At 65.9% G+C, this 18,640-nt stretch carries 21 protein-coding genes; 10 read left to right on the forward strand and 11 right to left on the reverse strand.

Translation table 11 applies throughout. From position 1 onward, the window contains the following. Window positions 1-73: 73 nt before the first annotated feature. Entirely contained in the window at window positions 74-502 is a 429-nt protein-coding gene (locus A7X65_RS02980; protein WP_283806127.1) for a curlin, read from the forward strand. A gap of 12 nt (window positions 503-514) precedes the next feature. Further along, window positions 515-817, forward strand: a complete 303-nt coding sequence (locus A7X65_RS02985; protein ID WP_063682846.1) for a hypothetical protein — start codon at window positions 515-517, stop codon at window positions 815-817. 59 nt (window positions 818-876) lie between these two features. Here A7X65_RS02985 and A7X65_RS02990 read toward each other — a convergent pair whose 3' ends face one another. Then, on the reverse strand, window positions 877-1,161 hold the full coding sequence (locus A7X65_RS02990; protein WP_063682847.1) for a hypothetical protein: 285 nt from the start codon (window positions 1,159-1,161) through the stop codon (window positions 877-879). 281 nt (window positions 1,162-1,442) lie between these two features. Between A7X65_RS02990 and A7X65_RS02995 the strand changes: the two genes are divergently transcribed. Beyond that, a complete protein-coding gene (locus A7X65_RS02995) occupies window positions 1,443-1,913 on the forward strand; it encodes a hypothetical protein (RefSeq protein ID WP_063682848.1) in 471 nt (156 codons plus the stop codon). Between the two features lie 6 nt (window positions 1,914-1,919). On the opposite strand, the gene A7X65_RS03000 is transcribed toward A7X65_RS02995, so the two are convergent. Continuing rightward, window positions 1,920-2,759: a GNAT family N-acetyltransferase gene (locus A7X65_RS03000; RefSeq protein ID WP_063682849.1), complete on the reverse strand. Its 840-nt coding sequence runs from the start codon at window positions 2,757-2,759 to the stop codon at window positions 1,920-1,922. Window positions 2,760-2,859: 100 nt separating this feature from the next. Between A7X65_RS03000 and A7X65_RS03005 the strand changes: the two genes are divergently transcribed. Together A7X65_RS03005 and A7X65_RS03010 are read left to right on the forward strand one after the other, a co-directional pair. Further along, a complete protein-coding gene (locus A7X65_RS03005) occupies window positions 2,860-3,564 on the forward strand; it encodes an SDR family oxidoreductase (RefSeq protein ID WP_063684772.1) in 705 nt (234 codons plus the stop codon). 278 nt (window positions 3,565-3,842) lie between these two features. After that, a complete protein-coding gene (locus A7X65_RS03010) occupies window positions 3,843-4,676 on the forward strand; it encodes an outer membrane protein (RefSeq protein WP_063684773.1) in 834 nt (277 codons plus the stop codon). A gap of 80 nt (window positions 4,677-4,756) precedes the next feature. Here the strand turns inward: A7X65_RS03010 and A7X65_RS03015 are convergent, their stop codons facing one another. Further along, window positions 4,757-5,818 carry a serine hydrolase gene (locus A7X65_RS03015; RefSeq protein WP_063684774.1) on the reverse strand — a complete coding sequence of 354 codons (1,062 nt, stop codon included), beginning with the start codon at window positions 5,816-5,818 and terminating at the stop codon, window positions 4,757-4,759. 374 nt (window positions 5,819-6,192) lie between these two features. On the opposite strand from A7X65_RS03015, the gene A7X65_RS03020 reads away from it, so the two are divergent. The 3 genes from A7X65_RS03020 (at window position 6,193) to A7X65_RS03030 (ending at window position 7,443) form a co-directional block, all read left to right on the forward strand. After that, window positions 6,193-6,576 carry an ArsR/SmtB family transcription factor gene (locus tag A7X65_RS03020; protein WP_063682850.1) on the forward strand — a complete coding sequence of 128 codons (384 nt, stop codon included), beginning with the start codon at window positions 6,193-6,195 and terminating at the stop codon, window positions 6,574-6,576. After that, window positions 6,573-7,064 (forward strand): SRPBCC family protein, encoded by a 492-nt coding sequence (locus tag A7X65_RS03025; RefSeq protein WP_063682851.1) that lies wholly within the window; start codon window positions 6,573-6,575, stop codon window positions 7,062-7,064. Before A7X65_RS03020 ends, A7X65_RS03025 begins: the two co-directional genes overlap by 4 nt. A 112-nt stretch (window positions 7,065-7,176) precedes the next feature. Beyond that, complete coding sequence (locus tag A7X65_RS03030) at window positions 7,177-7,443, forward strand: hypothetical protein (protein WP_082884900.1); 267 nt, start codon at window positions 7,177-7,179, stop codon at window positions 7,441-7,443. A gap of 50 nt (window positions 7,444-7,493) precedes the next feature. On the opposite strand, the gene A7X65_RS03035 is transcribed toward A7X65_RS03030, so the two are convergent. From A7X65_RS03035 to A7X65_RS03050, 4 genes are read right to left on the reverse strand one after another with little or no spacing between them, the layout of a single operon-like run. Then, window positions 7,494-8,714, reverse strand: a complete 1,221-nt coding sequence (locus tag A7X65_RS03035; protein ID WP_063684776.1) for an ABC transporter substrate-binding protein — start codon at window positions 8,712-8,714, stop codon at window positions 7,494-7,496. Window positions 8,715-8,736: 22 nt separating this feature from the next. Next, window positions 8,737-9,723 (reverse strand): Bug family tripartite tricarboxylate transporter substrate binding protein, encoded by a 987-nt coding sequence (locus tag A7X65_RS03040; protein WP_063682852.1) that lies wholly within the window; start codon window positions 9,721-9,723, stop codon window positions 8,737-8,739. A 50-nt stretch (window positions 9,724-9,773) separates the two neighbouring features. Beyond that, window positions 9,774-10,970, reverse strand: coding sequence for a CaiB/BaiF CoA transferase family protein (locus tag A7X65_RS03045; RefSeq protein WP_063682853.1), 1,197 nt, complete (start codon window positions 10,968-10,970; stop codon window positions 9,774-9,776). Between the two features lies 1 nt (window position 10,971). Further along, window positions 10,972-11,859 (reverse strand): IclR family transcriptional regulator, encoded by an 888-nt coding sequence (locus A7X65_RS03050; protein WP_063682854.1) that lies wholly within the window; start codon window positions 11,857-11,859, stop codon window positions 10,972-10,974. Between the two features lie 224 nt (window positions 11,860-12,083). On the opposite strand from A7X65_RS03050, the gene A7X65_RS03055 reads away from it, so the two are divergent. Continuing rightward, window positions 12,084-12,926, forward strand: coding sequence for a hypothetical protein (locus A7X65_RS03055; RefSeq protein WP_063682855.1), 843 nt, complete (start codon window positions 12,084-12,086; stop codon window positions 12,924-12,926). 3 nt (window positions 12,927-12,929) lie between these two features. Here the strand turns inward: A7X65_RS03055 and A7X65_RS03060 are convergent, their stop codons facing one another. The 4 genes from A7X65_RS03060 to A7X65_RS03075 all read right to left on the reverse strand — a co-directional run bounded on the left by A7X65_RS03060 (window position 12,930) and on the right by A7X65_RS03075 (window position 17,486). After that, window positions 12,930-14,141 carry an ABC transporter substrate-binding protein gene (locus A7X65_RS03060; protein ID WP_063682856.1) on the reverse strand — a complete coding sequence of 404 codons (1,212 nt, stop codon included), beginning with the start codon at window positions 14,139-14,141 and terminating at the stop codon, window positions 12,930-12,932. A 44-nt stretch (window positions 14,142-14,185) separates the two neighbouring features. Further along, window positions 14,186-15,037, reverse strand: a complete 852-nt coding sequence (locus A7X65_RS03065) for a fumarylacetoacetate hydrolase family protein (RefSeq protein WP_063682857.1) — start codon at window positions 15,035-15,037, stop codon at window positions 14,186-14,188. Window positions 15,038-15,060: 23 nt separating this feature from the next. Then, window positions 15,061-16,569: a bifunctional 3-(3-hydroxy-phenyl)propionate/3-hydroxycinnamic acid hydroxylase MhpA gene (mhpA, locus tag A7X65_RS03070; protein ID WP_063682858.1), complete on the reverse strand. Its 1,509-nt coding sequence runs from the start codon at window positions 16,567-16,569 to the stop codon at window positions 15,061-15,063. Between the two features lie 125 nt (window positions 16,570-16,694). Next, window positions 16,695-17,486: a DNA-binding transcriptional regulator gene (locus A7X65_RS03075; RefSeq protein WP_063682859.1), complete on the reverse strand. Its 792-nt coding sequence runs from the start codon at window positions 17,484-17,486 to the stop codon at window positions 16,695-16,697. 147 nt (window positions 17,487-17,633) lie between these two features. On the opposite strand from A7X65_RS03075, the gene A7X65_RS03080 reads away from it, so the two are divergent. Continuing rightward, window positions 17,634-18,617 (forward strand): VOC family protein, encoded by a 984-nt coding sequence (locus A7X65_RS03080; RefSeq protein ID WP_063684777.1) that lies wholly within the window; start codon window positions 17,634-17,636, stop codon window positions 18,615-18,617. Window positions 18,618-18,640: the final 23 nt, after the last annotated feature.

The following is an 18,640-nucleotide window of genomic DNA, read 5'->3' on the forward strand; positions in this document are numbered from 1 at the left end:
GCGCGCAAACTCATCGGCGCCGGAACGAAGGGGAAGCGCGATGCGCTCTGGCAGGAAAATGTTGAAGCGGGTGATGGCTGCTGCGGCGGTGCTGGCAGCCATCGGCACCGCGACGCAGGCGCAGGCGGGATCCGTCCAGCGCAGCGTGACGAACCGCAACGTGTCCATTGAGACGATCGTGCAGTTCGGCAACGACGTTCAGCCGGTCACGATCGAGGAGAACAGCCGCATCAACATCGCGCGGGTGATCCAGATCGGCGGCACGGGAACGGTCGACGCAACGATCATCCAGAACGGCACGCGCAACTATGTCAACGTGATCCAGGTCGGCGGCACCACCAACGCCGCGGTCGGTCAGGCCGGCCTCAGCAACATCGCCGACATCACCCAGGTCGGCAATTCCACAAATGCGCTCCTGCTTCAGATCGGTGATATGAATACGGGAGCGGTGCGGCAATTCGGACGTTTCAATTGGCTGGCGATCTTCCAGTTCGGCCGATGATGGAGGTGTGACATGAAAGTGCTTCTGCTCGCATCCGGAATAGGACTCATGAGCGTGATCGCAGCCGCGCCGGCCGGCGCTGCCGACGGTCACACCACGGTGGTGCAGGACGAGAACGGCACGGCGTCGATCACGCAAAGCGGCGATCCGGCGCAGGCCGAGGTCAGGATCGAGAAGGAGCCCGGGCGCACGACGGTCTACCGCCGCAGCGGCGGAAACACCGCGATCGTGACGCAAAGCACCGGAAATGGCACCGGAAATGGAAATACGCAGGAGATGCTCGAGTGGCTGCGCAAGCAGTTTCAGGATCACTGATGCGGTCTTGACGCACGAAGGCCCACCGTCCGGGAAAGGACGATGGGCCTTGTGGACGATTACCAGCGATAGACGCCGGTGAGCGTGCCGTTGTTGTTGCCCTCCGGGCCGACGTCGCCCTGCGTCGAGCTCGGCGCCGGATGGTTGCTGCCGTTGAGCGCGCCATGCGGTCCCGCGGCATCCGGATAGTAGGCGCGCGGCTGCACCGGTTCGTAATAGGCCGGCCCCGTGCGATTCCAGCCGACGCGCGGTCCGTCCCAGCCGTAGCCCTGCGCGGAGGCGGCCGTCGTGCCCGCGATCAGCGATGCCGTGATCAGGCCGAGGAATTTCGACTTGTTCTGCATTTCAGGATGCTCCCTTGCTTCTCGTCGGGGCCAACGGATGCGATGGGGGAGCGTTCCGGCGGTATCCGGCCGCTGCGATCAACTCCGATCAACAGGAAATGAAGCGCCGCCGCAGGGAACGAAGTGCCTGAAAGGCGACGGGAATTCCGGGCGTTCTGCCGCACCCTGTTCCCCGTTAATCGCGTGCCTTAACCAACAATTAATTATACGTTTGCGGCTGGGCGACAGCCCGGCCTAGCGTGTGATGGGGAGCCGCGAAGCCAAACGAGTTGGTGCGTATCATGATGTCCAGATCCCGTCGCAGAGCCATCTCATTCGGGGCGCTGCTCGCCTCATTCAGTGCAGCCGCGCTGTTCCTCGGCCCCAGCGACAGTTTTGCCAGATCCGCCGGCGCCGCGGCGCATGGCGTGGCGGGCGCTGCCGTACCGCCGGCCGCGGGCCGTCCGCCGATCGGGCCGGGCGCGCGGTTCCATCATCGCCGCAACAATCCCTTTGTCTACTGGCCGGGCGGCGGCGGGTTCTTCTACGACGGCGCGACCTACAGCCAGCCCTTTGGCGATGTCGGTCAGCCGCTCTCGAACGACGTGCGCTACACCTACAGCTATGACGTTCCCTGGGACTGGGCGCATCGTTTCCCGCCGAACGTGGTGCCGTCGGATCGGCCCTATGTGCCGAGCTGCCCGACGGAGCAGGTGACGGTGCCCGGCCGCAGCGGCGGCGAGCACACCGTCAACATCATGCGCTGCTACTAAGTAGAGCTAGCCAAGCTCGAAGCTGGTCACGCCGAACACACGGTCGATCCGCAGCGGCGCGGTCGGCCCGGTGTACATCCGCGCCGTCTCGAACACCGGCTTGAGGCCCAGGCCTTCCGCGAGCGCGATGGCCTGGTGATTGACCGCGGGGACATCGAGGAAGATCTCGCCGCCACCAGCACTTGCCAGCAAGGCCTGCACAATCGTCTCCGCCGCCACGCGATCGTCGGCGACGAGCGGGCCGATCTTGCATCCGGTCCGGCATGGGCGGATCACGCCCCACGCGGCAAGCTTGCCGTCGCGCATGAGCGCGCGGCCGACATGGCCCTTTGTTCCGATCCAGACGCCCAGGAAGGCGCTTCGTTTGGCCGGGAAGACCGTGGCATCGTCCGCTTCGACAAGCGCGAACGGAACAGTTTCGAGCGCGACGACACCGGCCGGCGGCTTTGGCGCGCCGACGGTGCCGCCGTAGCGGATGTTGGCATAGGCCAGTTGGAAGCCGGATTTCATGTAATTGTCCTGCTGCGCGACGACGCCATCGAGCCCGATCACGCGCGGGCGTGCGTGCGCGATCGCCGCGTTCCAGATCCGCAGGCCGTGGCCGGACCCGCGCAAATCGGCGCGCACGATGTAGAAGCCGAGGAAGGCGAAACGGTCGTCGTAATTGACGCAGGAGACGGTCGCGACCGGCTCGCCGTCGATCTCGCCGAGAAAGAAGCCTTGCGCATCCGGAATCGCAAAGCAGGCGGCGTCGGACAGGCCGGGATTCCAGCCCTCCGCCGCGGCCCAGTCGACGGCAAGGGAGATCTCCTCCGGGCGCAGGTTGCGGATGTGCAATTCGCTCATGATGGATGCCTTCGGCGGTGGACCTGCCGGCAGGTCCGGCGGTAGAAGCGCCCATGATAGGCCGGGCCTGCGGCTCGCCTCAACTCAAGGGATGATGGTCATGGCAGCAGAGAAGGTCGCACTCGTCACCGCCGGCGGCAGCGGCATGGGGGCAGGGGCTGCGCGGCGGCTCGCGGCGGATGGCTTTCGCGTGGCGATCCTGTCGTCCTCCGGCAAAGGCGAGGCGCTGGCGGCCGAGCTCGGCGGCCTCGGTGTCACCGGCTCCAACAAGTCGAACGACGATTTGAAGCGCCTGGTCGACGGCGCGCTGGCGAAGTGGGGGCGCATCGACGTGCTCGTCAACAGCGCCGGACACGGGCCGCGCGCGCCGATCACGGAGATCACCGACGAGCAGTGGCACACCGGTCTCGACACCTATCTGCTCAACGTCATCCGTCCGACCCGGCTGGTGACGCCGGTGATGGCGGCGCAGAAGGGCGGGGCCATCATCAACATCTCGACCGCCTGGGCGTTCGAGCCGAGCGCGATGTTCCCGACCTCCGCGGTGTTCCGCGCCGGCCTTGCCGCCTTCACCAAGATCTTCACCGACACCCATGCGGCCGAGAACATCCGCATGAACAACGTACTGCCGGGCTGGATCGACAGCCTGCCGCAGACCGACGCGCGCCGCGACAGCGTGCCGCTGCGGCGCTACGGCAAGGTCGAGGAGATCGCGGCGACGATCGCGTTCCTGGCATCCGACGGCGCCGCCTACATCACCGGCCAGAACATCCGGGTCGACGGCGGATTGACGCGCTCGGTCTGACGCGGCGCGAAGGAATCGCCTCGCTGTTCTCGCGCACTTGTCGTGGCGCGACGCCCATTTGCATCGCGCGCCTCTGCGGCACGCGCGATGCGTGGCGCTCGGGCCACACTCGTCACATGTCTTGCGCGATAAGTCACAGACTACGTCACAGTCCATACGATCTGCGCGGCAAACCGAGACGCGTGGACCGTGCATCTCTATTCCCAGTCCTGCGCCGGATGGCTTCCGCCCGCGCGCATTCGAAACGCGAGATCAATCGCGTGGGCAAGGAGACTGGAATGAAGAAGATTTTGCTGGCGGTTGCATCGCTTGTGCTGGGCGCCGCTTCCGTGCAGGCCGCCGACCTCGCGGCGCAGTACACCAAGGCGCCCGTGATGGCAGCGGCCTACAACTGGACCGGCTTCTATGTCGGCGGCACTGTCGGCGGACAGTGGGGCAGCGCCGATCCGACCACCTCGACGGTATTTTCGCCGACAGGCTATTTTGCCGCCAGCAGCGTGCCGGCGATCAACACGGTCGGCGCGCAGGGCCTCAACAGCTCCAGCGTGACCGGCGGCTTCACCGCCGGCTACAACTGGCAGGTCAACCATGCCGTGCTCGGCCTCGAAGGCGACATCAACTATTTCGGCTTCAAGGGCAGTGCGAGCGGTTCGGCGCTCTATCCCTGCTGCGCGCCGACCGGCTTTACGGTGTCCTCGTCGGTCTCGGCCGATTGGCTCGCCACCATCCGCGGCCGCATCGGCTTCCTTGCGGCTCCGACCTGGCTGCTCTACGCCACGGGCGGTGCGGCGATTGCCGAAGTGAAGGCCAATTTCAACTTCACCGATACGTTCGCGGCCGCGACGGAATCCGCGGCGATCCGCGATACGCGCGTCGGCTGGACCGCGGGCGTCGGCACCGAATATGCGTTCGGCGGCGGCTGGTCGCTGAAGGCCGAATATCTCTACGTCGATCTCGGCCGCGCCAGCACGACCAGCACGAACCTTGCCGCCTTCGTGCCGGCCGTCGCATTCCCGAGCAACGTCTACACCCACTCGGTCGATCTCAAGTCGAACATCGTGCGCGTCGGCGTGAACTACAAGTTCGGCGGACCCGTCGTCGCCAGATACTGAGCTTCATCCCGTTCCGGATCTGGTGGAAAGCCCCGGCTCAGCCGGGGCTTTTGCTTTGGGGGGCTTTTCTGCTTTGGAGCTCAGCCGGCATGCGGCGCGACCAGACGCGCCAGCGCGGGCAGGATCTTGTAGCGCGCGATCTCGTGCGGATATTCGCCGCGATTGGCGAGCAGCACGATGCCGATCCGCCGCGCCGGCACGAGGCCGAGATAGCCGGAGGTGTTGTTGAGCCCGCCGGGCTTGTCGACGACGGTGACGCCGGGCAGGCGTACGGTCTCCCAGGCCATGCCCTGTCCGAATTTCTCGTCGACGCGAAACGTCTCGCGCTGCGTCATCCGCAGCGCTTCGCGCAAATGCGGATCGAGCGCGCGGCCGTCGACGCAGGCCGCAACGAAGGTTGCAAGGTCCCGCGCAGACGAGAACACCTGGCCGGTGCCGGGGAAATCGAAATAGCTCTGCTGGTTGCCGGGCGCGCCGATCGCCATGCCCTGATCCGAATAGCCCTGGACCACGCGCTGCATCCAGGCTGCATCCATGACGGCACGATTGTCCTTGCCGCGCTCGGGCAGGGAGGTCGCGATCATGCCGAGCGGCCCAAGGATGCGCTGCTCGAGCAGCGTCGCGATCGGCGTGCGGTAGCAGTTCTCGAGCACGAGCTGGAGCAGCACGTAGCCGGCGTGGCTGTAGATGCGCTGCTTGCCGGGCGCGATGCCTGCGGGCGGTGTCCAGGCGTTGAGCATCCTGATGAACTGCGCCCGCGAGAACTGCTCGTTCGGCCATGGCGGATGATCGGTCGGCAGCAGCAGCCCCGACGTGTGGCTGACGAGCTCCCCGACGCTGATGCGGCGGACGTAGTCACCGCCGAGCTCGGGAAGGTATTTTTGCAGGCGGTCGTCGAGCCTGAGCTCGCCGCGAAGCGTGCCGAGCGCAACCAGCGTCGCCTCGAACGGCTTGCGCAGCGAGCCGAGGTTGAACAGCGTATCCGGTGTCACCGGCCGTCGCGTGCCGTCGTCGGCAAAGCCATAATTGAAGAACTCGACATGGCGGCCGGCATAGAGCGCGGCGGCAAGGCCGCCCGGATGGTCCGGCGTCGCCGTGGGCGCGAGCTCGGCGGCGACGATATCGCGCATCTGCGCGATCATGTCGGAATCCGCCGACGCACCTCGCGGCCGGAGCGCGATCGCAAGCGGGATGAGCCCGGCCCAGGCGAAGCTTCGCCGGCTGATCGATGATGAGGTGACAACAGGCGGCACGTTGCTGATGAAGATACTTGTGCGCCCCCGTTATGTCTTAGCGGGGAAGGCGCGAGGTCCCAATTCACGATTCCGCGTTGTGGGTTCCGCGGGGGCGGGCCTGTAGCCCGGATGGAGCGAAGCGCAATCCGGGGCCGCTGTCGCTTGTGGCGAGAACGCCGGATTACGCTGCGCTCCATCCGGGCTACGGTGCCACAAATTATGACTTAGCCAATCGGCTAACAATTGTTGACGTCCGTCATCGGTCGTGTATAGTTAGCTTCATGGCTAACCAACAAACCCTCGATCAGGTCTTCGCAGCGCTCGCCGATCCCACGCGGCGGGCCATCGTGATGCGGTTATGCGCCGGCGAAGCTTCGGTCGGCGAGCTCGCCGATCCCTTCGACATGGCGCTGCCGAGCTTCATGAAACACATCCACGTGCTGGAGCTGAGCGGCCTCGTTCAGTCGGAGAAATCCGGCCGCGTGCGGACCTGCCGGCTCAGCCCTGACGCGCTCGTCGGCGCGGAGGACTGGTTCCAGCAGCAGCGCGCGATCTGGGAGGCGCGGCTCGACCGGTTCGAGGCCTATGTGATGCAACTGAAGAAGGAGAGGGCGGCCGCCAAGCGACCGTCGCGTACAACCAAGAAGAAAGGTTCCGAGTCATGAATTATTCTGCCAACCCCGCTCTGTCGCAATGGTCGCTCGACCGCGAGATCGTGATGTCGCGCGTGATCGACGCGCCGCGCGAGCTGGTGTTCGAGGCGTGGTCAGATCCGAAGCACCTGCCGCAATGGTTCGGGCCGAAGGGCTTCAAGCTCGAGACCTTCGAGATCGACGTGCGGGTCGGCGGCGTCTGGCGCTTCAACATGATCGGCCCGGACGGCACGGTCTATCCGAACCGGATGCGCTTCCGCCGCATCGAGCGGCCGTCGCTGATGGAGATGGATCACGGCACCGACCAGGACGTGGATCCCAACATGTTTCGCTTCACCGTCACCTTCGCCGAGCAAAGCAACGGCAAGACCGTGCTGATGATGCGGCAGCTGGCCTCGAGCACCGAGCAGCGCGACGGCATGATCGGCTTCGGTGCGGTCGAATACGGCTACCAGACGCTGGACAAGCTCGCGGCCTATGTCGCGGGGGTGAAACGCTAGGCGAACGTCGTCGTTCCGGGGGCGATGCCTGGCATCGTCCCGGAACGAGCGGATCGATCGGCAGGCCCCTCGCAGCCGCAGGAACCATATCGGCCCTGCGGCTTTGCCGATCATGACGCACATTATTTTCAGTGACTACCGCAATGCGGCCGCCGCGCAGGCTTACGAGATCGCCTGGGACTTCCTCACGCGGACCGGCGCTGTCCGCGACGAATACGAGGCTTGCGTGTTCCTGGCCCAGCGCGTTGCCGCGATGGTCGACGAGGGTCAGAGCAACCGCATCCGCATGGCCAATCGCGCCATCTCCGAATATCAGCGCTTTGTCGCGGAAACCGATGACCTCATCCGCACCGGAGGTCGTCGCAGTAGCAGGCTTTGAGGGCCGCATCGGGTGCGGCTCGGGATCAGTCGGGCCGTCTCACCGGCAACCTACTCCTTTGCGTCGTCGGTGACGACGCCGCCGATCTTCTGCCAGCGCTGACCGTCGAACTGCACCATCTGAAACTGCTTGTTGACGCGGTAATCGGTCGGCGTGGTCGTGACCGAAATGCCCGGCAGGGTCAGGTCGAGCTCGATGTTCCTGAGATCGGCGGCCTGACGCATCACGTTCTCGCGGGTGAGGTCGTCGCCGCATTGCTTCAGCACCTGCACGAGAAGCTGTGCGGTGATGTAGCCATAGACGTTCAGGTTCGAATCCTTGTCACCGTCGGGATAGTACTTCGCCATGAAGGCCAGATAACGCTTCATGCCGGGATCGTCCGTCCATTCGGGATCGGCGGAGTCCTTGACATAGCCGACGCTGACGACGCCCTTGGCGTTGTCGAGCCCGGCCGGCTTCAGCACGGCGCTGACCGATGAGGCGTTGATGTCGATGATGTGCAGCGGTTTCCAGCCGATCTCGGCGACCTTCTTGATCGCCTGCGCCGCCTGCTTCGGCGTCGTCGCGCTGAACAGCACGTCGGCGCCGGCGTCCCTCAGCCGCAGGATTTGGGAGTCGATGGTCGGCTCGGTGATCTCGTAGGACGTCTCGGCCACCACCATCTTCGCCTTGTCGCCGAGACCGGCCTTGAGGCCGGCGAGGTAATCCTTGCCGAGGTCGTCGTTCTGGTAGAGCACGCCGATCCTGGCGTTCGGATGATTCTTCAGAAGGTATTGCGCGTAGATCCGGCCTTCGACGAGGTAGGACGGGTTGAAGCCCATGGTCCATGGAAAGTTCTTGGGATCGGTGAAGCGTGCCGCGCCGGTTGCGGCGAAGAGCTGCGGGACTTTCCTGGCGTTGAGATATTTCTGCACGGCGACGTTCGGCGCGGTGCCGATGATCTGGAACGTCAGCAGCACCTCGTCGCTTTCGACCAGCCTGCGGGTCTGCTCGACCGTCTTCGGCGGCGAATAGGCGTCGTCATACTGGATCAGCGCGACCTTGCGGCCGTTCACGCCGCCCTGGTCGTTGATCATCCTCATGTAGGCGGCCTGGGTCTTGCCGATCACCGCGTAGGCCGAGGCCGGACCGCTGAGCGGCACGGTCTGGCCGACCTTGATCTCGGCGTCGGAGGCGCCGGGATCGTATTTCTTCTGCGCCTGTGCGGCCGAAACCAGCAGCGCGAGGGCGACCGCCGCGCCCGCGGCGCGCTTGAGACAATCCTTCGTCATGTGCATGTCCTGTGCGTGAGGCTTATTCGCCCTTGAGACCGGCCTCGCGGATCAGCGCGGTCCATTTGCTGGTTTCGTTGTCGATGAACTGGCCGAACTGGGCGGCGGTGCCGGCGCGCACTTCCAGGCCCTGGGCGGTCAGCTTGTCCTTGATCGCGGGTTCGGCGAGCGCGCGGAGCACTTCGGCCTGGAGCTTGTCGACGATCGCGCGCGGCGTCGTCGATGGCGCCATGAAGCCGTACCAGCCGGCGGCGGCCACGTTGGGAAAGCCCTGCTCGCGCAGGGTCGGCGCTTGCGGGTAGAGCGCGCTGCGTTCGGGAGAGGCGACGCCGAGCACGATGAACTTGCCGCTCTGGATATAGGGCAGCGCGGTCGGCAGCGCCGTCAGTGTTGCGTCGACGCGGCCGGCGAGCAACTCGGTGTAGGACGCCGCATCGCCCCGGAAGGGGATGTTGAGACCCTTGACGCCGGCATCCCGAAACAGGAGCTCGCCGGCAAGATGCGGCTGCGAGCCGGCGCCGGGCGAGGCGAAGGTCAGCCCGTCCGGCTTCGACTTGCCGTAGGCGATCAGCTCGGGGAGGGTCTTGAACGGCGCGTCCGCGCTGATGATCAGGAACAAGGGCGCGATCACCGCCATGGCGACCGGCTGGAGGTCCTTCCGCTCGTAGGTCAGCTTGCCGAACAGTGCTTCGGCGGTGGCGTAGGGCGCGGCGACATAGAGGAGGGTGTAGCCGTCGCCCGGCGCATGCGCGACGGTGTCGTTGGCGATGCGGGTGCCGGCGCCCGGCTTGTTCTCGACGATGAATTGCTGACGCAGGTTGCGGCCGAACTCCTCGGCGAGCAGACGCAGCGAGATGTCGTTGGAGCCTCCGGGCCCGTAAGGCGAGATCAGCCGCACCAGGCGCGAAGGCCAGGCATCCTCGGCGTGCGCGGTCAGGCCCGGGCAGGCGACGAGGCCCCCGGCGATCGTGCCGAGCAGGGTCCGGCGTGTGACCTTGAACGATGTCACTGTTTTGTCCTCCCTTTTGTTCTTGTTGTTTCGTTATTGTTGTCTGGACGTCAGATCACCTTCCGCTGGGTGAGCTGCTCGATCTGCTGCTCGGAGAGACCGAGCCAATCGTGGTAGACCTCGCGATTGTCCTGGCCGACGTCGCCGGCGGCGTTGCGCATTCGGGTGGGATCGACGGTGAAGCGCGGCACGGCGTTGGTCATCGCGACGGTGCCGAAATCCCGGTCGGGCACGCGCGTGATCACCTCGCGTGCCTTCACCTGCGGATCGCTCGCGATCTGGTCGATCGCATAGATCGGCGCGAGCGTGCCCTGGGCGGCGTTGAATTTCGCAAGGACCTCGTCGAGCGGATGCGCGGCGCACCAGGCGGCGAAGATGTCGTTGAGCTCGGAGGCGTGCTTGACGCGCCGGTCATTCGTGGCGAAGCGGGGATCGTCGATGAGGTCGGGCCGTCCGATCGCCCGGCAGTTCGCGGCGTAGAGCGCGTTGGTCGAGCCCGCGAGCGTCACCCAGTGACCGTCGCTGGTGCGAAACACGGCGGCCGGAGCCGAATAGCCGTTGGCGTTGCCGATGCGGCCGCGTACGACGCCGAGCTGGTCGTGCTCGATCGCGAGGACGTCGAGCAGGCGGAAATTGGCCTCGGTGAGGGCGAGATCGATTTCCTCGCCGGGAGCATCGGGGTCGCGCGCCCGCTTCCACAGCGCGGCGAGCACACCGACGGCACCGAACAGGCCGCCGATCGAGTCCCCGATCGGATATCCCGGATGGGTCGGCTCGCCCGCGCTCTCGCCGGTGATGTAGGTGAGGCCGCCCATGGCCTCGAAGATGCGGGCAAAGCCGGGGCGCTCGCGGTAAGGCCCGTCCTGCCCGAACGCTGTGGCGCGCAGGATGACGAGGCGCGGCTGGATCGACCACAGCACTTCCTTGGACAGGCCCCAGCGGTCGAGCGTTCCCGGACGGAAATTCTCGATCAGCACGTCGAAGCGCGGCAGCAGCCGCTTGAACAGGGCAAGTCCGTCCGGCGTGCGCAAATCGAGGGTGGCGAACTTCTTGTTGCGGTTGGCGGCCTTCCACCACAGCGGCTTGCCGTCCTTGAACGGCGGAAACGAGCGCACGCCGTCGCCAGTCCCGGGCATCTCGATCTTGAGGACATCGGCGCCGTAGTCGGCGAGCAGCGTTGCAGCGAACGGCGCGGCGATGATCGTAGCGATGTCGAGAACCTTCAATCCCTCGAGCGGCCCAGCCATGTCATTTCCTTGCGCCTATGATCTTCTTCTGTTTTTGCGGCGCCGTCTGGGAGGCGGCCGTCTGCTTGACGATGGCGCGGATGCTGTCGGCGAGCGCCGCGATGCGCGGGCCGATCTCGCTCTCCAACTGTCCTGGCTGGAGCCGGAACGCGGGGATGCCGCAATTGATCGAGAAGGATTGCCGACTCTCGCTCATGTGAAACAGCGGCGCGGCGACGGCGTGGATCGAGGCCATGTACTCGCCCCAGCAGGTGCAGAAGCCGCGGCTGGCGCATTGCGCAAGGCCGGCGCGGTAGCTGTCGCGAAACGCCGCCCAGAGCTCGGCATCCTCGCTTGCGATGCGTTGCTCGAGCATCGTTGCGTCCGATGCGGGCAGGGTCGCAGCCGCGGCACGGCCCATCGCCGTCAGCACGACCGGAATGGGCATGCCGATGTCGGGGACGTGCGGGCCGACGTCGCCGGAGCGTGCGGTCTCGACATAGATCATCGAGGTGCCGTCGAGCAGGCCGATCGAGACGGTGCCGCGCACGCTCTGCGCCAGCTCCTGCATCATCGGGCGCGCGATCTGGCGGAATTGCATGTCGGCGAGCAGCGGATGGGCCATGCGCAGGGCCCGCGCGCCGACGCGATATTTGGCGAGCCTGGAATCGTAGCGGAGATAGCCGAGCTCGGCGAGCGTATGCGTGAGCCGCGCCACCGTCGGACGCGGGATGCCTGTCAGCCGCGACAGCTCCAGATTGCCGAGCAGTGTCGACCCGGCCTTGAACGCCTCGAGCACCACGAGACCTTTGGCCAGCGTCGTCGCGAAAGCGGCGTCATCGGCGCTCGAAGCAAGCGTCGCGGCTGCGGAGGGGAGCGTGTGAGAGGGCTTGGCCGCGGTTCGATCCATGCGGCATTCATGGACCCTGCGCAATCGGCTGTCCAATAGATTCGCCATTTGACGATAAAATGTCCATTATGCGGACATCGGCGCGCGCCAAATCGCGCGCTCCGCCCTGGGAAAAAATGCCCAGAGAGCGCTGCTGCACACAGATTTTTGTCGTGATTCCGTAGCTTCCTGTGACAGGATTATTACGAAGACGTGTCACGTCGATTACAGCGGAGCGATTCATCATGTTGCAGTGGCAGGCGCGGTCAAATCCCCTCGTGTGGTGGTGGGGGTCCCTGACGCTTGTCAGTGCGGCCAACATTCTCGTCTGGTTCATGCTGTACCGCGAGTTCTACCCGACGGTCGCGGGCAGCATCAGCGGCGGCTCCGACATCGGGCTGATGCTGCTGCTCTGCGCCGGCTATGTGTTCGGCTGTGCCTTCCGCTCGGTGCTGCCGCGCGCCGACGTGCAGCGCATCTGCCTGTTCGACACCTGGCTGTCGAGCGTCGTGGTCGGCCGCACCGTTGCGACCGTGGCCGAGCTCTGCTTCGTCGCGCAATGGGCGATCATCCTGCATCAGCTCGGCCGCATGACGGGAGCGGAAACCGCGGTGAACATCGCGCTCGTGATCGTGCCCATCATCATCATCGCGGAGTGCTTCTCCTGGTACGCGGTGGTGACGACGAACTTTCTCTTCAACGCGATCGAGAACTCGCTGTGGGCGGTGACCTTCTTCCTCGCCGGCATCGCGCTGTGCCGCCTGATGCCGGAATTCCAGGGGCCGGTGCGCTGGGCGATGATCGCGGGCATCATCGGCATCGCCTGCTTCCTCGCCTTCCTCGTCACCGTCGACGTTCCCATGTATCTCAGCCGCTGGCGGGCAGGGCATGCCGAGGGCAACAAATTCCTCGGCCTGCTCGAAGGCCTGCATGACGTCTCGACGCGCTGGGTGGTGACCCACGACATCGCGCACTGGAAGGGCGAGCTGACCTGGATGTTCCTGTATTTCAGCGCGGCGGTGTGGTCGAGCCTCGCGCTCTGCGCGCTCTATGCCATGGAAGGCTATCTGACGCGCTACCTGGCCTGAGAGTTATTTCCCGACCAGGCCGCACTTGCTGCGGTCGAGCGGGCGGAAGGCCTGGTCGGGCGGAATGGTCGCCACCAGCTTGACGAAGTCCCACGGTCCCTTGGATTCCTCGGGCGTCTTGACCTGCACCAGATAGAGATCGTGCACCATGCGCTGGTCCTCACGGATGCGGCCGTTTGGCGTGTAGGCATCCGACACCGGCGTCGCCTTCATCTTGGCCATCACGGTCGCGCTGTCATCGGAATCGGTGTCCTTCACCGCCTGCAGATAGTGGCGTACGGCCGAGTAGACGCCGGCCTGGATCTGTGAGGGCATCGCCTTGCGGCGGGCATAGAACGCATCGGAGAATCTTCGGGCCGCCGGCGAGACGTCCTCGAAGAACGAGGTGACGATGAGATCGCCGCGCGTCGCCTTCAGGCCGACCGCCTCGATGTCGACGTTCTGGAACGACATCGGCACGATCTTCATGCCCTGGTCGGCGAGGCCGAATTCTTCCGCCTGCTTGATCGCGGTGGCATTGTCGCCGGCGACGTTGATCGCGAGGATCTTTGCGCCGGAGGACTGCGCCTGCAACAAGAAGGAGCTGTAGTCGGGCGTGCCGAGCTGCGCCTTGACGCTGCCGGCGACCTTGCCGCCGAGCGCAGCGATGCGGTCGCGTGCGGTCGCCTCGATCGAGTGGCCGAAGGCATAGTCGCCGGTGATGAAAAACCACGGCTCCTTGCTGGTCTGCATGATGCCGGAGACCACTGCGGTCGCGGTCGAGTAGGCGTCCTGGGTCCATTGCACGCTGGTCGGCGCGCAGGCCTCGTCGGTGAGCTGGTTGGCGCCGGCGCCCGACACGAGGAAGATCTTGCCGTTGCCGCGCACCAGTTCCTGCACCGCGAGGGCGGCGCCGGAGCTGCCGCCATCCGCGATCGCCTGCACGCCGTCGCTGAACCATTTGCGCGCGAGCGAGGCCGCGAGGTCCGGCTTGTTCTGGTGATCGGCCTGCAGGATCTCGATCGGCTTTCCGTTGATCTTGCCGCCGAATTCCTCCGCCGCCATCCGTGCCGCCTCGAACGAACCCGGACCCATGGCGGTTGCAAAAATGCCGTTCATGTCGGTGAGGACGCCAATGCGGATGGCGTCGCCCTTGATCTCGGCGCGCGCAGGAGAGACTGCGAGCGCCAGCGTGCTCAGCAGGATGGCGGTGGATGTCGTGCGGATGGTGGCCATGGCGTTTCCTGACGGTGTTATGTTTGGTTGATGGGCGCTGGCGGTCAGGCCGACTCGGCGATGACCTTGTTGCGCAATATTCCAATGCCGGAGACTTCGACCTCGACCGTGTCGCCGGGCCGCATCCACAGCGGCGGCGTGCGCTTGGCGCCGACGCCGCCGGGCGTTCCCGTCACGATGACATCGCCGGGGACGAGAGGGCAGATGGTCGAGATGTAGGCGATCAGGTCGGGGATGCCTGTGATCAGCAGATCGGTCGTGGTGTTCTGGACGACGGTGCCGTTGAGCCGCGTCTGCAGTGTGAGCCTGGACGGATCAGGGATCTCGTCCGCGGTCACCAGCCACGGGCCGAAGCTGCCGCTCTCGGCAAAAGTCTTGCCGGAGAGGAACTGGCTGGTGTGACGCTGCCAGTCGCGGATGCTGCCTTCGTTGTAACAGGAATAGCCGGCGATGTGGTCGAGCGCGCGGCTGGCCGGGATGTGGCGGCCTTCCTTGCCGATGACGAGGGCGAGCTCGCCTTCGTAGTCGAAGTCGTCGCTCACCTTCGGTTTGACGATGGGCTGGAGATGGCCGACCTGGCTGCAGGGAAAGCGGACGAACAGGGCCGGCTTCTCGGTGACGGTGCGGCCGGTCTCGGCGACGTGGTCGCGATAGTTCAGGCCGACGCAGATGATCTTGCCGGGATCGGGGATGACGGGCGCGAAGCTGATGCTGTCGAGCGGATGATCCGGCGCCGTTGACGCGACCAGCTTTGCCGCCTCGGGCAGACGGCCGGCTTCGAGCAATTGCCGCAGCGTGGTGCAGGGCGCCATGCGCGTGCCGAGATCGACGACGCCGTTGTCCTTGACGGCTCCGAAGGAGGCGCGGCCGTTGGCGATGAAAGAGAGCAGCTTCATGGGTATCCTCGAATAGTGTTTGGTCAGGCCGCGGACGGCACGTGGGTTGAGGGTGTGATGGTGGCGATGAGCCGGTCGAGCTCGGCATCGTTGCGGGCGGTGCCGCGGACGTAGCGGTCGGGGCGAACGAGCGCGGCCACGATGCCGTGCTCGCGGAGCCAGTCGCCGATGCCCTCGGCGTCGTCACTGGTCAGGATCTTGATGCCCGCGTGGGAAAGGGCGACGCGCGATGTGGGCGAGGCCGCGTTTTCGACGAGCAACACGTGGCTGTAGCCGATCCCGTCGTCGCTGCGGCAGCCGTCTCTCAACGCGAACTGCGGCGCGAGATGTCCGGCGAGGGGCAGGTCGCCGAGCGCAAGACCAGGGCCGAGCAGGGGCTTCTTGACCTCGAGCTTGACCGGCGCGTTCTCGCGCGCTTGACCGGCGGCGAGCCCGGCCTCGATCGCCTTGGTGTTGATGACACCGCCGAGACGGATGGCGAGCTCGATGAACTCGCGCACATGCGGCTGGCGTTCGCTCTGATAGGTGTCGAGCAGATCAGATTCGGCAGTCCCGCGGATGACCTCAGCCAGCTTCCAGGCAAGGTTGGCGGCATCGCGGATGCCGGCGCACATGCCCTGGCCGAGGAAGGGCGGGGTCTGATGCGCGGAATCGCCGGCGAGCAGCAGCCGGTCGTTGCGCCATCGCTGCGCGATCACGGAATGAAAGGTGTAGACCGCGGCGCGCTCGAGCTCGGCATCTTCGGGCGTAACCCAGCGCGACAGCAGCTCCCAGACTTTTGCCGGCTGCGCCACGTCATTCGAATCCTCGTCCGGAAGAACCGTGATCTCCCAGCGCCGTCGCGCGCCGGTGCCGCGAACATAGGTCGCCGGCCGCCTGGGATCGCAATGCTGGAGGCTGTAGTCGCCAAGGTCGTCGCGCGCGCGTTTGAGCAGCACGTCGATCACCAGCCAGCGCTCGTGAAAGCCGAGATCGTCCATGCCGGAGCCGATGAAGCGGCGAACGATCGACCGTGCTCCGTCGCAGCCGATCACGTAAGCGGCGCGGACCTCGCGGAGCTTGCCGTTCGAGAGGTCCTCGTAGCGGACGCGGACGCCGGTCTCGTCCTGATCAAGTGCAAAGACATCGCAGCGATTGCGCATGGTGACGTGCGGCCACCGTGCGAGGCCAGCGATCAGCACGTCTTCCAGGTCGGGCTGGTGAAAGCGATAGCTGAGATTCCAGCCCATCGGCGTCAGCGTCTGGGGCCGCGACCAGTCAAGCAGCAGGCGGCCATGGGCATCGAGAAAGAGCATGCCGGGGCTGAGGATCGTTTGCGGCAGGATCGCATCGGCAAGGCCGATGGTCTGGAATATGCGCATGCATTCGTCGTCGAAATGCACCGCGCGCGGCAGATGATAGGTCCGCGCCTCGCGCTCCAGCACCAGCGTTCGCACACCGCACAGGCCGAGCAGATTGGCGAGCGTGGCGCCGACCGGGCCACGGCCGACGATCACGACGTCGAAGTCTTCGGAGGCGGATTTATCTTGCATGGGGCTATCTCTTCCCCAAGCCGCGCCGCAGCATCAACGCCGCTGCGCCAAGTGTCCGCCCAGCGGACGGGCTCCGTCATGGCCGGGCTTGTCCCGGGATTGACGATGGGGGAGACGCCAGTGCGTTAAGCCTCGACCGGAATGGCTGCCGCCGTCTCTTGAAGCTGGCGAGCGAACTGCGCCGTGGCTTCTTCGATCGCCAGCGCCGAGCGGATCCAGATGATCGAGATGCAACCGAATACGACGCCATCGCGAACAATCGGTACGGCGATCGAGGCGGTCTTGGGATTGTATTCGCCTTCGCTGCGGATCGCATAACCGCGCGCGGCGGTCTCGGCGAGCATTCGGTCGAGACGGGGCTGGTCAAGGAAGGGGCGGTCGTCGGCCTCGTCGATGCGGCGGAGATGATTGACGATCAGGTCGCGCTCGCGCACCGGGCAGGCGGCGAGATAGGCCCGTCCGGCCGAGGTTCGCAGCATCGGCAGGCGCTTGCCGATCATGCCACGGTCGATCGAGAGCGGGCTGCGCGAATGGGTGGTTTCCTGCACCACCATCGCGGCGTTCTCGTAAGTGGAGAGATCGACCGGCCAGATCAGGGTCTTGCTGAGCTCGGCAAGATAAGGCGCCGCCGCCTGGCAGATCACCACGCCGGGATCGTAACCATCGCCGAGGCTGAGGGCGAGCCGCGTGACGCGGAAGCGGTCGTCGCTGGCGCTGCGGGCGACATAGCCGAGCTCCTCCAGCGTTTCGAGCAGGCGGTAGACGGTCGGGCGGGGCAGGTCGAGCGCGCGGGCGACGTCGCCGGCGCGGATGCCGCCGGAGCGATTGACCTCCTGCAGCACGTCCAGCCCGCGCTTGAAGGCGCGGACGCCCTCCGACTGCCGGGGCTGTCCGTTCCGCGTCCGCTCCTTGGACACTTCGTATTTCCTCCCTTGTGGCCGGCGGCCTCGCGATTATCGTCTTTGCGAACGCGAAGCGATTGCGGGACGTCACCGTAGGATCGCGCGCGGCCGGTATCAAGTTCGCCGCACTGCGGCGAGCGCGATGCTCTCGGGAGGATGTCGATGGAAATCACCGCGCTCGGCTATATCGGGATCAATTCATCTCAGCTCGACCAATGGGGCCGGATGGCGACCGGGCTGCTGGGCATGCAGCAGGTCGATCGCGGCGGCAAGATGCGGGCCTATCGCATGGACGACCGCAAGCAGCGCCTGATCGTCGACGGCAGCAGCGATGCGGGCCTTGCGGTGATGGGCTGGGAAGTTCCCTCGACCGCCGAGCTCGACCAGTTGGCCGGCCGGCTGGAAAGCCACGGCGTCAAGGTGACGCGCGGCTCGCGCGCGCTGGCCGACGAGCGGCACGTGGCCGAGTTGATTACTTTCGCCGATCCCGCCGGCAACCGGCTGGAGGCTTTTTGCAAGCCGGAGCTCGCGACCGAGCCGTTTACGCCGGGCAGGCCGATCTCGGGCTTTCGCACTGGCGCGCTCGGCATGGGGCATGTCGTGCTCAATGTCGAGGACGTCGAGCCGCTGGTACCGTTCTATCGCGACGTGCTCGGCTTCCACGTTTCGGACTTCGGCCTCAAGCCCTACGGGCTGTATTTCTTCCACGTCAACGGCCGCCACCACTCCTTTGCGATGGTCGGCTCCGGGCGCAAGGCGCTGCACCATTTCATGGTCGAGCTCCGCAGCCTCGACGATGTCGGGCAGGGCTACGACCTTGCGCAGCTCGAAGACGGCCGCGTCGTCTATACGCTGGGCCGGCATACCAACGACCACATGACGTCGTTCTACGTCAACACGCCGTCCGGCTTCTTCATCGAATATGGCTGGGGCGGGCGCATCATCGATCCCGAGACCTGGCAGCCGCATGAGACTTTCGACGGTCCGTCGCTTTGGGGCCATGAGCGGCTCTACATGCCCGAGGAGCAGCGCAAGCGCCTGCGCGACATGCGGCTCGATGCGGCCGCGCGCGGCGTGCGCGTCGCCGATCCGCGCGTGCCGCCGCTGAACTGCGCGTGGCTGGACCAGGTGATCGCGCGCGAATGATCCGCGGCCACGCGGCCGGAATC

Origin of the sequence: Bradyrhizobium stylosanthis (assembly GCF_001641335.1) — a bacterium.
In the GTDB taxonomy this organism is placed as follows: Bacteria; Pseudomonadota; Alphaproteobacteria; order Rhizobiales; family Xanthobacteraceae; genus Bradyrhizobium; species Bradyrhizobium stylosanthis.

Coding starts and splice junctions, on each gene's coding strand:
- A7X65_RS02980 (WP_283806127.1), top strand. CDS start 74: ATGGCTGCTGCGGCGGTGCTGGCAGCCATCGGCACCGCGACGCAGGCG.
- A7X65_RS02985 (WP_063682846.1), top strand. CDS start 515: ATGAAAGTGCTTCTGCTCGCATCCGGAATAGGACTCATGAGCGTGATC.
- A7X65_RS02990 (WP_063682847.1), bottom strand. CDS start 1,161: ATGCAGAACAAGTCGAAATTCCTCGGCCTGATCACGGCATCGCTGATC.
- A7X65_RS02995 (WP_063682848.1), top strand. CDS start 1,443: ATGATGTCCAGATCCCGTCGCAGAGCCATCTCATTCGGGGCGCTGCTC.
- A7X65_RS03000 (WP_063682849.1), bottom strand. CDS start 2,759: ATGAGCGAATTGCACATCCGCAACCTGCGCCCGGAGGAGATCTCCCTT.
- A7X65_RS03005 (WP_063684772.1), top strand. CDS start 2,860: ATGGCAGCAGAGAAGGTCGCACTCGTCACCGCCGGCGGCAGCGGCATG.
- A7X65_RS03010 (WP_063684773.1), top strand. CDS start 3,843: ATGAAGAAGATTTTGCTGGCGGTTGCATCGCTTGTGCTGGGCGCCGCT.
- A7X65_RS03015 (WP_063684774.1), bottom strand. CDS start 5,818: ATGATCGCGCAGATGCGCGATATCGTCGCCGCCGAGCTCGCGCCCACG.
- A7X65_RS03020 (WP_063682850.1), top strand. CDS start 6,193: ATGGCTAACCAACAAACCCTCGATCAGGTCTTCGCAGCGCTCGCCGAT.
- A7X65_RS03025 (WP_063682851.1), top strand. CDS start 6,573: ATGAATTATTCTGCCAACCCCGCTCTGTCGCAATGGTCGCTCGACCGC.
- A7X65_RS03030 (WP_082884900.1), top strand. CDS start 7,177: ATGACGCACATTATTTTCAGTGACTACCGCAATGCGGCCGCCGCGCAG.
- A7X65_RS03035 (WP_063684776.1), bottom strand. CDS start 8,714: ATGACGAAGGATTGTCTCAAGCGCGCCGCGGGCGCGGCGGTCGCCCTC.
- A7X65_RS03045 (WP_063682853.1), bottom strand. CDS start 10,970: ATGGCTGGGCCGCTCGAGGGATTGAAGGTTCTCGACATCGCTACGATC.
- A7X65_RS03050 (WP_063682854.1), bottom strand. CDS start 11,859: ATGGATCGAACCGCGGCCAAGCCCTCTCACACGCTCCCCTCCGCAGCC.
- A7X65_RS03055 (WP_063682855.1), top strand. CDS start 12,084: ATGTTGCAGTGGCAGGCGCGGTCAAATCCCCTCGTGTGGTGGTGGGGG.
- A7X65_RS03060 (WP_063682856.1), bottom strand. CDS start 14,141: ATGGCCACCATCCGCACGACATCCACCGCCATCCTGCTGAGCACGCTG.
- A7X65_RS03065 (WP_063682857.1), bottom strand. CDS start 15,037: ATGAAGCTGCTCTCTTTCATCGCCAACGGCCGCGCCTCCTTCGGAGCC.
- mhpA (WP_063682858.1), bottom strand. CDS start 16,569: ATGCAAGATAAATCCGCCTCCGAAGACTTCGACGTCGTGATCGTCGGC.
- A7X65_RS03080 (WP_063684777.1), top strand. CDS start 17,634: ATGGAAATCACCGCGCTCGGCTATATCGGGATCAATTCATCTCAGCTC.